Source organism: Halomonas sp. FeN2, assembly GCF_020595105.1.
Taxonomy (GTDB): domain Bacteria; phylum Pseudomonadota; class Gammaproteobacteria; order Pseudomonadales; family Halomonadaceae; genus Vreelandella; species Vreelandella neptunia.
On sequence record NZ_CP074200.1, the window covers coordinates 3,761,200 to 3,774,983 of the forward strand.

Annotated in this window: 16 protein-coding genes; 14 read left to right on the top strand and 2 right to left on the bottom strand. The window is 55.9% G+C overall.

Translation table 11 applies throughout. The features are described from left to right. The first annotated feature begins 144 nt into the window (after positions 1-144). Genes KF947_RS17260 through KF947_RS17285 form a run of 6 tightly spaced genes read left to right on the top strand, consistent with a single transcriptional unit; the run spans position 145 to position 6,407 of the window. Positions 145-1,140 (top strand): 3-oxoacyl-[acyl-carrier-protein] synthase III C-terminal domain-containing protein, encoded by a 996-nt coding sequence (locus KF947_RS17260; RefSeq protein WP_227404617.1) that lies wholly within the window; start codon positions 145-147, stop codon positions 1,138-1,140. After that, on the top strand, positions 1,137-2,147 hold the full coding sequence (locus KF947_RS17265) for an NAD-dependent epimerase/dehydratase family protein (protein WP_227404618.1): 1,011 nt from the start codon (positions 1,137-1,139) through the stop codon (positions 2,145-2,147). Before KF947_RS17260 ends, KF947_RS17265 begins: the two co-directional genes overlap by 4 nt. Beyond that, positions 2,144-2,992 carry an MBL fold metallo-hydrolase gene (locus KF947_RS17270; protein WP_227404619.1) on the top strand — a complete coding sequence of 283 codons (849 nt, stop codon included), beginning with the start codon at positions 2,144-2,146 and terminating at the stop codon, positions 2,990-2,992. Before KF947_RS17265 ends, KF947_RS17270 begins: the two co-directional genes overlap by 4 nt. Then, complete coding sequence (locus tag KF947_RS17275; protein WP_227404620.1) at positions 2,919-4,241, top strand: hypothetical protein; 1,323 nt, start codon at positions 2,919-2,921, stop codon at positions 4,239-4,241. The genes KF947_RS17270 and KF947_RS17275 overlap by 74 nt, the downstream gene beginning before the upstream one ends. Further along, entirely contained in the window at positions 4,234-5,394 is a 1,161-nt protein-coding gene (locus tag KF947_RS17280; RefSeq protein ID WP_227404621.1) for an ATP-grasp domain-containing protein, read from the top strand. The genes KF947_RS17275 and KF947_RS17280 overlap by 8 nt, the downstream gene beginning before the upstream one ends. After that, positions 5,394-6,407, top strand: a complete 1,014-nt coding sequence (locus tag KF947_RS17285) for an aromatic ring-hydroxylating oxygenase subunit alpha (protein ID WP_227404622.1) — start codon at positions 5,394-5,396, stop codon at positions 6,405-6,407. The genes KF947_RS17280 and KF947_RS17285 overlap by 1 nt, the downstream gene beginning before the upstream one ends. Positions 6,408-6,447: 40 nt before the next feature. Here KF947_RS17285 and KF947_RS17290 read toward each other — a convergent pair whose 3' ends face one another. Further along, a complete protein-coding gene (locus tag KF947_RS17290) occupies positions 6,448-8,271 on the bottom strand; it encodes a DUF4153 domain-containing protein (protein WP_227404623.1) in 1,824 nt (607 codons plus the stop codon). Positions 8,272-8,497: 226 nt separating this feature from the next. On the opposite strand from KF947_RS17290, the gene KF947_RS17295 reads away from it, so the two are divergent. From KF947_RS17295 to KF947_RS17330, 8 genes are all read left to right on the top strand, one after another. Then, entirely contained in the window at positions 8,498-8,836 is a 339-nt protein-coding gene (locus KF947_RS17295) for a low molecular weight protein tyrosine phosphatase family protein (RefSeq protein WP_227404624.1), read from the top strand. A 161-nt stretch (positions 8,837-8,997) separates the two neighbouring features. Then, positions 8,998-9,591 carry a hypothetical protein gene (locus KF947_RS17300; RefSeq protein WP_227404625.1) on the top strand — a complete coding sequence of 198 codons (594 nt, stop codon included), beginning with the start codon at positions 8,998-9,000 and terminating at the stop codon, positions 9,589-9,591. Positions 9,592-9,865: 274 nt separating this feature from the next. Further along, positions 9,866-10,249, top strand: a complete 384-nt coding sequence (locus KF947_RS17305) for a DUF6559 family protein (RefSeq protein ID WP_227404626.1) — start codon at positions 9,866-9,868, stop codon at positions 10,247-10,249. A 451-nt stretch (positions 10,250-10,700) separates the two neighbouring features. Then, positions 10,701-11,618, top strand: coding sequence for a LysR family transcriptional regulator (locus tag KF947_RS17310; protein ID WP_227404627.1), 918 nt, complete (start codon positions 10,701-10,703; stop codon positions 11,616-11,618). 127 nt (positions 11,619-11,745) lie between these two features. Further along, positions 11,746-12,150 carry a VOC family protein gene (locus tag KF947_RS17315; protein WP_227404628.1) on the top strand — a complete coding sequence of 135 codons (405 nt, stop codon included), beginning with the start codon at positions 11,746-11,748 and terminating at the stop codon, positions 12,148-12,150. A 110-nt stretch (positions 12,151-12,260) separates the two neighbouring features. Next, complete coding sequence (locus tag KF947_RS22235; protein WP_227404629.1) at positions 12,261-12,401, top strand: aminoglycoside adenylyltransferase domain-containing protein; 141 nt, start codon at positions 12,261-12,263, stop codon at positions 12,399-12,401. 107 nt (positions 12,402-12,508) lie between these two features. Then, positions 12,509-12,778: a glutathione S-transferase family protein gene (locus KF947_RS22240; protein WP_227404630.1), complete on the top strand. Its 270-nt coding sequence runs from the start codon at positions 12,509-12,511 to the stop codon at positions 12,776-12,778. A gap of 21 nt (positions 12,779-12,799) precedes the next feature. After that, entirely contained in the window at positions 12,800-13,483 is a 684-nt protein-coding gene (locus KF947_RS17330) for a DUF899 domain-containing protein (protein ID WP_227404631.1), read from the top strand. Positions 13,484-13,608: 125 nt separating this feature from the next. On the opposite strand, the gene KF947_RS17335 is transcribed toward KF947_RS17330, so the two are convergent. Further along, the gene (locus KF947_RS17335) at positions 13,609-13,740 is read right to left on the bottom strand and encodes a putative transporter small subunit (RefSeq protein ID WP_208862668.1); all 132 of its coding nucleotides are present in this window, start codon (positions 13,738-13,740) and stop codon (positions 13,609-13,611) included. Positions 13,741-13,784: the final 44 nt, after the last annotated feature.

A 13,784-nucleotide genomic window follows, 5' to 3' on the forward strand; every position in this document is an offset into this window, starting at 1 on the left:
AAACAACGAGTTTCTTTTAGCGTGTGATTGGATCTCCTTTACAGGCTCCGCCAGGTTAACCATAAAATGAACATCATCTAATTTCTAATTGATTGATATTAAGCTTTATTAGAGTATGAGAGCGAATCGGTTAGAATTGGACATATGATTAGCAACTTCACGATTGCCGGGTGGGGCAGTTATCGCCCCCGTATCCTGCTAACTTCGCGCAGCCTGGACGAGCGCCAAGGTCATCCGCCTGGCTGGACTGAATGCCAGTTTGGCATTGCCGCGCGCTATGTCGCGAGCGGGGATGAGACAACCTCAATGATGGCGACTGAGGCCGCACGCGAGGCGCTGAACCGCGCAGGCTGGGGCAACTCGCCTCCCGACGTCATCATTGGCGGTTGTGGCGTTATGGAGCAACCGATTCCGTCTACAGCCGCTTTAGTCCAGAACCGTCTCGGCTTTGGCCAGTCCGGCGTGCCTAGCTTTGACGTTAACCAGACCTGTTTATCCTTTATGGTGGCGCTGGATATCGCCGCCATGGGAATTGCCTGCGGGCGCTGGCGGCGAGCGCTTGTATTTGCGAGCGATATCGCGTCGGCAGGGCTTAACCCCGATGAACCGAAAACGCGTTCCATCTTTGGCGATGGCGCAGCGGCACTGGCGATTGAGGCGACGTCAGACCCTACCTGCGGAATGCGCTCAAGCGTTACAGTTACCCATGGTGCTCACCACGCGCTAGCGCAGCTTCGCGCGGGCGGCACAAAGTTGCGCATCGCTGAAGGTTACCCGGCGCTGGTCGCCGGTTCCTATTTCGAGATGGACGCCTTTGGCATCTTCAAGGCCGCTGCCAAAGCGTTGCCTGGCGTCATCGAGCGTGCACTCACACAGGCGGAAATAAGCAAGGATGATCTTGCCTGCGTAATTTGCCACCAGGCCAGTGCACCTGGGGTCGAGCATATCAAGCGGCTTTTCGCGCCCAACAGTGACCGCGTGGTCAATATCTTTCCAACGACCGGTAACCAGATCGCCGCCTCAATCCCGTCCGTGCTCGCCCACGCACTTACGACGGGTGTCGCCAAGCCGGGTGACTATATCCTGCTGCTGGGCACCGCAGCGGGGATCAGTGCCAGTGCTATGGTGCTCAAGCTATGAGTCAACGACGCATCCTTATCACCGGGGCGACCGGCGGGCTGGGCATGGCGCTGGTGCGCGAGGCGCTAAAACGCGGGCATGCTGTGCGAGCCACAGGGCGTTCGCAGGCGGCGGGCGAGGCGCTTACGTCACTCGGCGCGCAGTTCGTTAGGGCGGATCTTACCCACCCAAAAGCTGATTTTCGCGGGCTCTTAAAGGATGTCGAGAGCGTGATTCATGCCGCCGCCTTATCGGCCAGTTGGGGCCCACGGCGGGCATTTGAGATCCACAATATTCAACTGACCGAACGCCTGCTTGAAGCGGCCAGCCGCTCGGGCGTTGGGCGTTTCGTGTTTGTTTCTTCGCCGTCAATTTTTGCTGCGTATCGTGACCGGATAGCCATCGGCGAATATGACGGCCCCGCGCCTCAGCCACTTAACCACTACGCACGTACCAAGCTCGCGGCGGAACGCAGCGTGCTTGCACAGCGGGAAGACGCCATGGCCTGCTGCGCCATTCGCCCGCGCGCACTGGTGGGGCCGGGCGACCGGGTGATCTTGCCCAAGCTGGCCGAACTGGCGGGGCGTGAGCGGATGCCGCTTCCGCGTGGCGGCAGGGCGTTGATTGAGTTGACCGATCTGCGCGACGCCGCATGGGCCATCTGCGCCGCTGAAGAGTGGGCGGTTGGGCTTGTCGGGAAGGAAATCAACATATCGGGAGGTAGCCCTATTGCGGTACGTGAAGTGGCTGGTAAGCTCGCCAAGGCGTTGGGAAAAACAACGCAGCTTGTCTCGCTGCCGGTTGGTTTGGCGCGCGCTATTGCTGTGCTCAGTGAAAACGCTGCGCTGCTGATGCGCTCCACCCGCGAGCCGATGCTGACACGCTACAAGCTGGCGACGCTGGCCTACTCTCAGACCTTTGATCTCGAGCCTGCTCAACGATTACTCGGCTACCGACCCCAGCATGATGCGCTGGCGACCCTGCTGGCCGAAGCGCGGCAGCTTGCCACGCAGGAAAGGCTGTCATGATCCGCGTCGGATTCCGTTGGCTTGAACGCGGTTTATGCTGCCATCCAGAGATCGCCACTCTCTCGGGTGGGAGCCTATGTGCGGTTGATTTTCCCGCCATGGTGGGTGTGATTGATCACCCGACGCGGGGTATTTTGTTGTTCGATACTGGCTATGATCCTGCTTTTATTGATGCAACCGAGACGTTTCCCGAGCGGTTCTATCGCTGGACAACGCCGGTCAACATCGATGCGCAGCAGGCGTGGAGCGCCTGGCTCGCTACCCATGGGATTGAAGACAGCGCGATTGTTGGCACCATTATCTCGCATTTTCATGGCGACCACGTCGCGGGAATGACCCACCTTGCCCAGCGGCCGGTCTACTGCGCCCGTGCGGGCCTATCCGAATTGCGTCGGCCGGGTCGCTTTGGCCGCGTGCGCCAGGGCATGCTGCCTGCACTGGTTCCCCAGGCGGCCGATGCTAACGCTCGCTTTTTCGAAGATGCGCCAGCAGTGGCGCTACCCAGTGGATTTGCGCCCTTTAGCGAAGGTCGTGACATTCTGGGTGACGGTAGTCTGATCGCCGTCGAACTACCCGGTCATTGCGTCGGCCACTGGGGGCTGGCACTGCGCACCACCGACGATCGCCAGGTCTTGCTGGCTGCCGATGCGGTGTGGCTTGGCAAGTCAATCACGCAGCGCCGACCGCCGCCGCGGCTGACCACCGCACTTCTCGGCGATACCCGGCGTTATCGCGCTACGCTAAACCTGTTGAGCGAGGCGGCGTGCTGCAATGGCGACTTGGTCATCCTACCTTCGCATTGCGCTGCCAGTGCCAAGCGCTTTGGCGGCCATGATGCGAACTGACCGGGTCTTAGCCGCGTGGCTACGAACGCGGCGTGCGCTGAGCCTGTCGCCGGTGCAACTGGCTGCGCGACGAACAAGCATGTGGCGCAAGCTGCAGCCTGTCATCGCTCGTACGCCCGCACTGGCACACTATGCTGGGCGCGATCTGGCTGAGTTTCCGGTCACTGACATCGCGGATCTTCGTGCTGATTACGGTGCCTGGAACAGCCTAGGTATGAGCGATGGGGAGCTGCGCGGGTTGGCCGCCGCCGCAGAGCAAGGCACAGCCGTTGGCGAACTGTCGGCAGGCTGGTCGACCGGAACGGGAGGCGGTGCGCGAGGGCTGTTCCTCGCCAGCCCCGCAGAGCGTGCCGACTACATCGGCCAGAGCCTGGCTCGGCTGCTACCGGCGCGTGCCTTGTTCAAGCGCCAGCGGCTCGCTCTGCATTTGCGCGCCAGTAATGCGCTCTACAGCGATGTGGGGCGAGGGCGGTTTACGTTTGCCCATTTCCCCCTCGAAGCGTCGATTGAACAGAGCGTTGCAGAATTGGCGCAGTTCGAGTCGACGATCCTGATCGCACCGCCCCATCGGCTGGCAGCCTTTGCCCAAGCAGGGGCGCATTTCTCCTCGCTGCAATACCTGTTTTGCGGCAGCGAACCGGCCGGTGACGCGGAGCGCCACTTCTTTACTGAGCGGCTGGGGGTAAAGCCACGCCAAATATACCAAGCGACCGAAGGGTTTTTGGCCGCTGAGTGTGCGAACGGCCGGCTGCATCTTAATGATCATGCGATGGCTATCGAGCTTGAGCCGGTTCCCGGCACGCCCGGCTATCGACCGATCATTACCGACCTTCGCCGCACCAGCCAACCGATTGTCCGCATTCGCGGTGACGATTATCTTGAGCTCGACGCTTGTCCCTGCCCGTGCGGTTTTGCGGGTCGCGTCATCCATGCGCCTCAAGGCCGGGTGAACGATATCTGGCGCTTTGAGGGTCGCACCGTTACGCCACCTCAAGTGGTAGCCGCGCTTGAGACGGTGCTGGGGGGCGACAAGATCTGGCAGGCTGAAGCGGCGCCTGAGCGCGTCGTGCTGCATTTGTCGCCGCCTTGCCCAGATGCTAATTCCACCCCGGTTTCCACCCCAAGCGCAACGACTGCTGCACGGGCATTGAGCCAGGCATGCGATTTGCCGGTGCCGGTTGAGGTCGTTCATGATCTAAGCGCGTGGAGCGGCCCCAAGCGCCGTAAGGTGGTGTGGCGCGATGGCTAGACGCGTGCTTATCACCGGCGCCCGGGCAGTTGCCGCGCTGGATATTGCCCGGGATTTCGCCGCGGCCGGATGGGTGCCGCATCTTGCTGACAGTGTACCGGTGCGTATGGCGAGCTGGTCGAAAGCCCCTGCGCAGGTTCACCGCTATCCCGCGCCCCGGCAGCAGGGCGCAGCCTTCCGCGCGCGTATTGTCGAGCTAGTCGATACCTTCGGTTTCGAGCGGGTGGTGCCGACCTGTGAAGAGGTTTTCCATCTTGCGGCGCCCGCCCTTCAACGCCGATTGGGTGAGCGCCTGTTTGTGCCTAACCTTGCCACGTTGCGCCAACTGCACGACAAGTTCGCCTTTGCACGCCACTGCGGCGAATGGGGCCTACCTATGCCGGAAAGCCATCCGATAGATTGCATAGAAGAGCTGGAACGCTTCGCTAGCACAAGTCGCAAGTGGGTATTCAAACCGCGCTTCAGCCGATTTGGTGATAGCGCACTGGTCGCCCCTGACCGGCGTGCGTTGGCCGCTATTACACCCAGCCACGACGCACCCTGGATGGCACAGGCGCGTATCCACGGCGAGGAAGTCTGCTTTCATTGCGTGGCGCATCGGGGAGAGTTGGTTGCCTTTGCTGCCTACCGTTCCAGCTGGCGCCTGGGCGGGGGAGCTGGCTATTCTTTCGAACCTGCCGCTGATCAGCATCGCGAAGCGCTACGCAAAATAGCTGCTCGCCTGGCGCAGTGTGCTGTCATTCACGGGCAGTTCGCCTGCGATGCAATGTTCGATGAAGCTGGCGTTGCCTACTTGCTTGAATGCAATCCGCGCGCGACCAGCGGTGTGCATCTGCTCACTGGTGCCGGTCATCTGGCCCATGCAATCGGTGACGGGATCGCCGCACCTGAAGCCGTGCCACGCACTCTTTATCTTGGCCCGGCGATGGTCGTATTTGGCCTGCCACAGGCGGTGCGTGGTGCGCGTATGCGCGATTGGTGGCGCTGCGTTGCTACCGGGCGCGACGTGGTGTCTCGGCCTGGCGATCGCTGGCCTTTGCTTGGTGCGCTTTGCGACGCCGCCTCCTTCTCCCTGACGGGTTTCAAACACAATATCTCGACTAATGCCGCCGCCACTTACGATCTCGAGTGGAATGGTGAGGAGCTGCCTTAATGACATTTCCCCAGTCAGTCTGTGATGCTTGGCACATGGTTGCCTTATCGAAAGACCTGAAACGCGGCAAAGCGCAAAAGGTTATGTGTTGCGATACACCGATTGCACTCTTCCGCAGCGAAGAGGGAATTGGCGCCTTGGTCGATCGCTGTCCGCACCGCAATTACCCACTTTCTGAAGGGCGTGTGCACAAAGGGGCACTTGAGTGCCCTTACCACGGCTGGCGCTTCGCAAGCGATGGAACCTGTGCCGAAGTGCCCGGTTGTCTGGTCGATACTACCCATGAACAACGGCTGAAGGCTGAGGCACTGCGCGTGGTTGAGCGGCACGGAGGGATCTTTGTGGCGCTTTCTGACGCGGCACCGCCCGAGCCTGTATTACCGCCTGATTTTGGCAACCCTGAACTCGATCATTTCTGGTGGCAACAAGGTACCTGGGTGGGGCGTGCCTACGATGCGGTTGAAAACGTGATGGATCCGTTCCACACCAATCACCTCCATCATGGTTTTATTCGCCGCCGGGATCGACGCTTGCCAGTGGAGCTGATTGTTACCAGCCACGGCGACGGGATCGATATGGCCATCGAGCAAACCCAGCCCGATTATGGCCTGATGTCGCGCTTTTTGGAGCGCGACCGCTCGCGCAGCGTCTCGCGCTACTATCCGCCCACCACGGTGCAAGCACGGTGGGAAGGCGAGACCAAGCTAACCCTGTGTGTCACCGCCATTTTCACGCCAGCGACGGGAAACAGTTTCACGCCTTTCGCGCGCTTTTCGACACCCAAGGGGTTGGCGCCAAGCTGGCTCAAGCAGGCGGCCATTCGGTTGTTCCTGGCCCCAGTGGTCTCGCAGGATCGTCGCGCATTAGAGCGCCAGCACAAAGTGATGACTCACTTCGGCCAGCCTAAATTCATCTCTGGGCCTGGCGATATTCTCAAAACTCGACTACATCGCCTCTGGATCGGTGAGCAGTTAGAGCCCGGCACTGATCCAGCCGTTGAGGTAAGGCTTTAGCCCCCCGCGTAAACCCTCGACAATGCGGGGAGCCGGCACCTTAATTAATCCGAACATCGCTTGCCTCTGCGCGGGCTTGTATTTGTTGCCTGACGCTTTCGAGGGTGGGCCGCAGGCTGTATAGGCAGTTGCCACTCTGGTAGGCATTTTCAAGCCCCGGTAGGCGCTGTAGATCTATGGTGGGGCGAGTCGCTTGGCACTCCTCATCATATTGTTCCTGCATGGCGCCCAGCCTCGTCAGCGTGCCCGTTTGCAGCCAGTCGGTATTTTGCTCGGCATTGCGCTTGGTATAGACCTGTCCATGCGAGCTGTAGGGCGCGTAGATAAACCATTGTAATTCATGCTCATTGCTTACCTGAAACGCTTGACAGGGTTCAACCTGGCTTAGGCAGGCTGAGCCCTGCTCAATTAACAAGGCGAGCAGTGGCTCGGGTAGCGTGGCGTCTTCAGGGTTCACGCTAAACTGCTGGGCGACATCATCCAGGTTGTGGGTATCCACTAGTGGATCCTGGTTCCAGCGCTTGGTTTGCTTTAGCGAGAGATCAATACGCCGTGTCAGCTCAGGTCGCGATTGGGAAAAATCGCTGTCAGCGAGTGCTTGTAATGCCAAACTGCCCGGCTGGCCGAGGTGAAAGCGTAGATAGCGGTAGTCGAAAGCATCCACAGTGGTGCGTCCGTCTATCAACCGCTTGACCTGATGCTGGGCCACCCAGTGGCGCATATCCGCCAGTGGCGTATTAACTACGATCAGGGCCCCGGCCACCAGCAGGGCCAGGACAATATTGGCGCGCTGTATACTGGGGAGCGCCGCCTGTCTCCGCCAGAGCAGAAGCAGGCTGTAGCTGAAGGTAAACGCTGCCGTCAGTGCCTGCAGCAGTGCCGCCCAGAGCCTATCCAAGCTGAGTCCATATTGGTCGATTCGTAGCCAGAGCGCCCAGGCAGCCAGCAGGCTACCTATCGGCAGCAATACGACGGCGAGCATAACGGCGCTGCGTAACCAGATAGGGTAGGGCAGCTTGTTATCGGTTTGATAGAAAACGGCGTTGAAGAACAGCAGCAGGGTCAGCATCAGGGCCATAAGTATTTGCGCGGCTCTGCCGGTATCCCATATCGGCTGTAGCCCGGTCCAGGGCAGCACGGCAAAGAACATCAATACGATTAGGGCGACCAGCGGCAGTAGCGCCTTGATAAGCGCTTCGCACATCAGTCTTACGCTCGCGATAAAGCGAAAGCGATTGCGGATCATCACCAGCCCCATGCCAATCACCAGCCAGGTGTCTGGATAGAAAAAAGCGGGTGTTTGGAACAATGTTTTGAAAAAGTCTAAGCCAATGGCTGAAAAGAGGGCTGCCCACAAAGATAGCAAGCTCCAAAAAACGCCAATGAACAGGCCTAGCTGGGCGATTGTCAGGGCGTGCTCCCATGAGTAATCCAGCATGGGCTGATAGGTTTTTGGCCAAGTCCCACTGGCGGCGCTGCTACGAAAGAACAGCGCAAGAATAAACAAGGCAACTCCTACGGCCATGCAAAAGGCAAAGGTAAACGGGTGACCTCCCCACTGCTGCGGCTCGGGCACCTGCTCAACCCAGCCAAGGTGCCAGCCCAGCAAAAACAGTAGGGGAGCCAGCAGCAGCGGTAGGAGGTTGATACGATCACGCAGTCGCACGATGCTGATCAGATAGAAAGCTGGCAAGGCGACCGCGACGGTGTAGAGCGCCTTAAGCCAGCGCTGGTCGGCGACCAGCCAGTACTCATGGTCGATAGCCAAATGCAGCGCATAGAGCGCACAGCCCTGTACAAAGGCGAGAAAAATCAAGCCCAGACTGGTGGCCCGGTCCAGGGTATTTAGGCGATTATCGTCCATGACAGCTCTTCTACGGTTGAGTGGCGGCGTGGGGGCCGTAATTCTTCTAAGCAGCTAACGGGCTCTAAGTAATTAGCTGGCCCTAAGTAATTAACTAGCCCTAAGCAACTATAATAACGTGAGAAAGTTACAAAGGTTGCAAAGTGCAAAGATAGATGGCTCGAAATACTGCTAATTAATTATGCTGTGCTTTAGGCACGTCGTAAAGCCGGGCCAGGGAGGAGCTTTGAATCTTCTGTTTATATGCAGCGCAAATAGACTCCGCAGTCCGACGGCTGAACGTGTCTTTTCAGCTTACCCCGGTATTCAAGCAATCGGAGCTGGGACAAGTTCGAGTGCTAAAACGCCCGTTTCTTGGCGCTTAATTGAGTGGGCTGACATCGTCCTGGTGATGGAAAAGAGCCACCGGGATGAAGTCGCCAAGACGTACGGGGAGTTACTCAAGGGGAAGAGATTCGTCTGCCTGGATATTCCCGATCACTACGAGTTAATGCAGCCTGAACTCATCACCTTGCTCAAGGAAAGGGTTCCGGAGTATGTGCGGTTGTCGGCAGTTGAAACATAGCGATGAGCTGGTGCGCCGTAGGATTGATCATAGCGATGAAGAGTCGTTCTCCTCCCATTTCAGGTTTATATGAAATTATACTTATAAAAAACCTGGTTTTTTAAAGCTCTGGTCAGGTAAAGTTTACTTGGACTGCCATGAGCCATAACCAGGAGGGAAGCATGTATCGAGTAGTGATCGTTCTATGTATTTTTTTAGCGGGCTGCACCACAAAACTATGGGAGCCCAAGCCAGAGAGATTGTTGGCTGTTAACGGCTTCTACGTTAATAAAGAAACGAACGATTTAGTGGTTACCACGCGGAGTGAAGCTTTTTTGTTTCCCTCTCAGCAGCAACTTGGCCAGGCGCTGATGCTTAGCCGAGAAGTTGAGTTTCTTCCCGAATTTAGCGGCTTCTCGCTCTCTAGCTCCAATGTGGTGAGTGGCAGCATTAAGCTCACACTGCATGAACAGAACCCTTCAGCCGAGCTTGTCAGTCAATTAACCGCATTGGGCTTTACGAAAAATCCTGTCACGAATGACTTCCTGTTGATACGCGAGATTAGGGGTGAGCGATATACCATTGAGGGAAGTTTGCCGCTTGAAAAGCTAGAAAACGAGTATCAAGTCAGTATGAGCATGCCCAGGGGCCCCATCGATACAGCCGGGCGTGTTATCGCAACGCCTGTTGCCATTACATTTGATGCGGCCGCAACGGTCGTGGCAATTCCTCTCTTCGCACTCTTTGTGGTGTCACAGGGTTTGCTTGGGCCATGAGTAAACAGAGCGTCTTAACGAGCTCACAGGGGAAGTTTAAAAACAGCTGCCTATAGAGTCAGACTAATGCCTAGACTTTTTTTTGAACAGTCGGCGTGCGCAGGTCATGCAAGGCCACAATCTACAAAAAAGAATCGGATTCGCGTGCGAATTTACGGGTTGTAAATGAGTACTCTGATTGGACTCGTGCACGAGCTGATTCTTAATAGAGTATGGCCAAGCGTAATAGTTAACCAGAGGTTTCCTGGTATTTATTAAAGAACGGAGGTTAAGGGTGGGACTACTCGATAACTTTAAGAAGAAGCGTGCTATTAAAAGCTACATAGAGAAATTGCCTAACGTTTTGGTCAACGATTATGGCCGCCAGGAATATTACACACAGCTTCAGGTAAGGCGGAGTATTGAGCGCGCTGGGCTTAATAGCCAGCATCAGCACTACGCGCTGGCGATGTATGCTAATCGTCCAGAGTTTGTCGCTTATCAGAGCGAGATACATGAAAATTTCAGCTATGAAGAGCTGCGTGAAGAGGTCGGCGGTGCTTACTTTTCGGGTAGCACTGAGTTCAACTGTTCAAGCGTAATAACAGCGTCAGCGAGTTTTGGAGGTGATACGTCTAGTATGGATTGCTCGGGTGGCGGGGGAGATGGCTCACCATAACGCTGTCGACAAGTTCGACCCATTGGCTGACGAACTTGCCCATGCAGTGTCTCGTCAGCGAGACCATAACTGTTGGATACGTCGTATCATCGACTGAATGAACCGTCGCTTAGCCTCGTGCTGATCCAGCCTCACCCGCTCAAGATCAACGCCTCCCCGCCCATCGCGGTATCTGGAAGGGATGCTTTCCTTGAGCGAGTCGTCGGCACTTCCTTTTGGCATGTCATCGTTATCGCTCCGGGGTAACAAGTCGCGGAGTTGAAAGTTCTGCTCTTTTCTTGAGTTCAACATGTTCCTGGCCTCTATTGCGTCGTCACTGGTGACGGGATGATTGCGTGCTCTCATAGGTTCAAGTTCATGCTAGTCTTGTTCTAAACTGCAAGGTATTCCATAAAAGTGAGCATTAACTTTGCAAAAACGAACAGGCAAGAGTCTCGGGCAGCCTTCTGCCATGACACAGAAAACAAGAAGTCACTTGGCGTGGAATGACTTTGAGGTCGTCCTGGCAATCGCGAACGCAGGGTCGCTGTCGGGTGCTTCACGCGCTCTGGGTGTCAGTCACGCCACGGTTTTTCGACGGCTGGGTGATATCGAACAGCGTCTGGGAGTGTCTCTTTTTGAAAGAAGCCGAACCGGCTATCGGCCAACGCTTGCTGGAGAAGAGCTTGCCGGCACCGCCAGAATAATGGATGAAGCCGCCTTGGACGCCGAACGTAAAGTCGCCGGGCGCGACTTGGCGCCGAGTGGGGAAATTTGGGCTACCACAACGGACTCTTTGTTGATGGGACTGCTCTCACCTCTGTTCACGCAGTTTCAGCATAAATATCCAGGCATCGTGTTGGATGTCGCCGTATCCAACCAGCTGTTCAATCTGACACGCCGAGAAGCTGACGTCGCCATCCGTCCATCCAACGCTCCCCCTGAAAATCTGATTGGGCGACCGCTGACCGCTATTGGGCAAGCTGTCTACGCACACCGGAGCCTCAATGTGACACCAGGGGCTTCCATCAAGGCTCTTGCTAGCCAACCTTGGATTGGTTCCGGATCACGATTGCAGGACTCAGCACTGGATCAGTGGATGGCTAAGCACGCGCTGAAAAAGGCCTGTGTCTACCGTGTGGATACCCTGGTCAATATACTCAGCGCTGTTCGTTCTGGTATGGGATTGGCCGTTCTGCCCTGTTATCTTGCCTACGAAGACCCCAACATTATCCAGCTCACTGATCCCATCCCCGAGCTGGAATACGGCTTGTGGTTTCTGATGCACCCGGATCTACGTGGTGTAGTGAGGATTCATGCTTTTATGGACTTTCTAACAGAAGCTGTTCGTGAACAGAAACAACGCTTGGCCGGGCCATTATTAGGCTAGCTTGGTTCGCTAATATGTGGGCGCCATTGACTTGACGTTGCGGGGTACCTACGGGTTTTCGCTGGGTAACATGGTGTTGATGGACATTGGTGAATTCAAGAATCGTACAGATAGTTGAGGGGGGAGAATGCAATTCATCGTAAACATCGATGTAGAGGATATGGGGAAAGCAATTACCTTCTACGAGCACGGGCTCGGTTTGCAGCTCATTCGGCGGCTATTTGACGGTACGGTTGCAGAAATGGGGGGAGGGCCTGCCTCCATTTACCTGATTGAGCAGCCTAATGCGAGCGTTGCGGCCCCAGATACCTCTCTCCAACGTGATTACAGACGGCACTGGACGCCAGTACATCTGGATTTCATTGTTGAAGATATTGACGCAGCAGTCGAACAGGCAGTTTCGGTGGGTGCTGTCCAGGAAGGAGGAATCAAATCTTTTGATTGGGGGAGGCTTGCGACAATGAGTGATCCATTTGGCAATGGGTTCTGCCTACTAGTGTTTGCTGAAGGCGGTTACGATCATGCTGAATAATCCCTGCCAATGGCTACAACGCGTTGCGCGTTTCATTGGGCGTTATGAGGTCGGCTGAACCCTACCTAGCGATTGTTATGAAAAGATGGTCGTTAAGAGCCTGCTGTTGTATGGGGCTAACGGCAGCAACGGGTGAAATTGCTTCAAAAGATGTCGCGGTGGTGTGGGCAAAAGGCCAACTAGCAAAGGAACACGCAGCTTTATTGGACTACGCTAAGCAAGGTTACCTAGGGAATATAGAGGATCGATGAGACGAGAAGCAGGGGGAGGTCAAGGCGCCCACCTGGTGTCTGCGAAAATCTATTGAGGCGTGTCTTGGTATCTGGCAGCGAGAAGGTTCTGACGATCAGAATGAATATTGCTGAAAGCAGTTCACTTATCACAGCGTTATTATTTTCGAATTAGGCGCCATCGTTATTTACTTGGCGACCAGTTCACCTATGCAGACATTCTCATGGTTGCTGCATTAAGTCAGGTACCGCATACAAACCTTCTAGATATGTTCCCGAATGTGATTTCCGGCTTAACGCGCTGCCACGACCGACCAGCGTGGCATAAATGCCTCGATGTGTACAATCGCCGCTTGGCGAAGTTTGTCAGTGCTGGCGCAACTCAAAGTCACCCATGAAATACATAGGAGGGTGGGGCAATGGCAACCACTAAACAGCCGCTACCAAGTATCGTATCTTCAGAAGAGTGGAAGTTAGCGCTGGATCAGCTTCTTATAAAAGAGAAAGCGCTGACCCGAGCACGCGATGCCTTGAGCGCTGAGCGTAGAAAGCTACCCATGGTAAAAGTAGACAAAAACTACGAATTCCATGGCGACGAAGGCCCCATATCCTTACTCGAATTGTTCGGTGGGCGTCGGCAACTCATTGTTTATCATTTTATGTACGCGCCTGATTGGAAAGCGGGGTGTGACGGGTGCTCGTGGGTTGCCGATGCCATGACTCACCCGGCCCATTTACATGCTCGTGATACTTCGCTGGTAATGGTTTCACGGGCTCCTCTAGAGAAAATCAACCAGTACAAAACACGTATGGGTTGGACGATTCCCTGGTACTCGTCGTTTGAGAGTGACTTTAACTATGATTTTGGGGTGACGACAGCGGATAGAGAAAGGCACGGAGCCAGTGTGTTTCTCCGCGACGGAAACGACATATATCGCACCTATTTTACCGGGGCGCGTGGGGTCGAATATTTAGGTAGCTTCTGGACGTACTTGGATTTAACACCTTATGGTCGCCAGGAAACGTGGGAGGATTCTCCGGAAGGCTGGCCTCAGACGAAGCCATATGAATGGAACCGCCGCCATGATGAGTATGATGTTTAAGAATACTGGCGCTCGCCAAGAGGACAGGGGACGGTTAGACCATCCTCGTTAAACCACGGCAATCCTTTGCCGCGTCCAGACTTCTTCCAATTGGCACCGTTACTATCCGTCTATTAACAGCTGTTTCAAACCAGCTCACGCTTCTCGCGCTTAGCCACGCGAATATCTTTGACGGTGGCAATGCCAATCACCGCGAAGATGACAAGTGAGATCAGCGGCCAGATCAGTACATATACCGCCAATATAAAGGTTTGCATATGCTCTCCTATTGTCTCGCTGGTGCGTGATGGCGCACCAGTTG

Excerpts from the sequence above, each read along its gene's own strand:
- KF947_RS17260 (WP_227404617.1), top strand. The coding sequence starts at position 145 with ATGATTAGCAACTTCACGATTGCCGGGTGGGGCAGTTATCGCCCCCGT.
- KF947_RS17265 (WP_227404618.1), top strand. The coding sequence starts at position 1,137 with ATGAGTCAACGACGCATCCTTATCACCGGGGCGACCGGCGGGCTGGGC.
- KF947_RS17270 (WP_227404619.1), top strand. The coding sequence starts at position 2,144 with ATGATCCGCGTCGGATTCCGTTGGCTTGAACGCGGTTTATGCTGCCAT.
- KF947_RS17275 (WP_227404620.1), top strand. The coding sequence starts at position 2,919 with ATGGCGACTTGGTCATCCTACCTTCGCATTGCGCTGCCAGTGCCAAGC.
- KF947_RS17280 (WP_227404621.1), top strand. The coding sequence starts at position 4,234 with ATGGCTAGACGCGTGCTTATCACCGGCGCCCGGGCAGTTGCCGCGCTG.
- KF947_RS17285 (WP_227404622.1), top strand. The coding sequence starts at position 5,394 with ATGACATTTCCCCAGTCAGTCTGTGATGCTTGGCACATGGTTGCCTTA.
- KF947_RS17290 (WP_227404623.1), bottom strand. The coding sequence starts at position 8,271 with ATGGACGATAATCGCCTAAATACCCTGGACCGGGCCACCAGTCTGGGC.
- KF947_RS17300 (WP_227404625.1), top strand. The coding sequence starts at position 8,998 with ATGTATCGAGTAGTGATCGTTCTATGTATTTTTTTAGCGGGCTGCACC.
- KF947_RS17310 (WP_227404627.1), top strand. The coding sequence starts at position 10,701 with ATGACACAGAAAACAAGAAGTCACTTGGCGTGGAATGACTTTGAGGTC.
- KF947_RS17315 (WP_227404628.1), top strand. The coding sequence starts at position 11,746 with ATGCAATTCATCGTAAACATCGATGTAGAGGATATGGGGAAAGCAATT.
- KF947_RS22235 (WP_227404629.1), top strand. The coding sequence starts at position 12,261 with ATGGGGCTAACGGCAGCAACGGGTGAAATTGCTTCAAAAGATGTCGCG.
- KF947_RS17330 (WP_227404631.1), top strand. The coding sequence starts at position 12,800 with ATGGCAACCACTAAACAGCCGCTACCAAGTATCGTATCTTCAGAAGAG.
- KF947_RS17335 (WP_208862668.1), bottom strand. The coding sequence starts at position 13,740 with ATGCAAACCTTTATATTGGCGGTATATGTACTGATCTGGCCGCTGATC.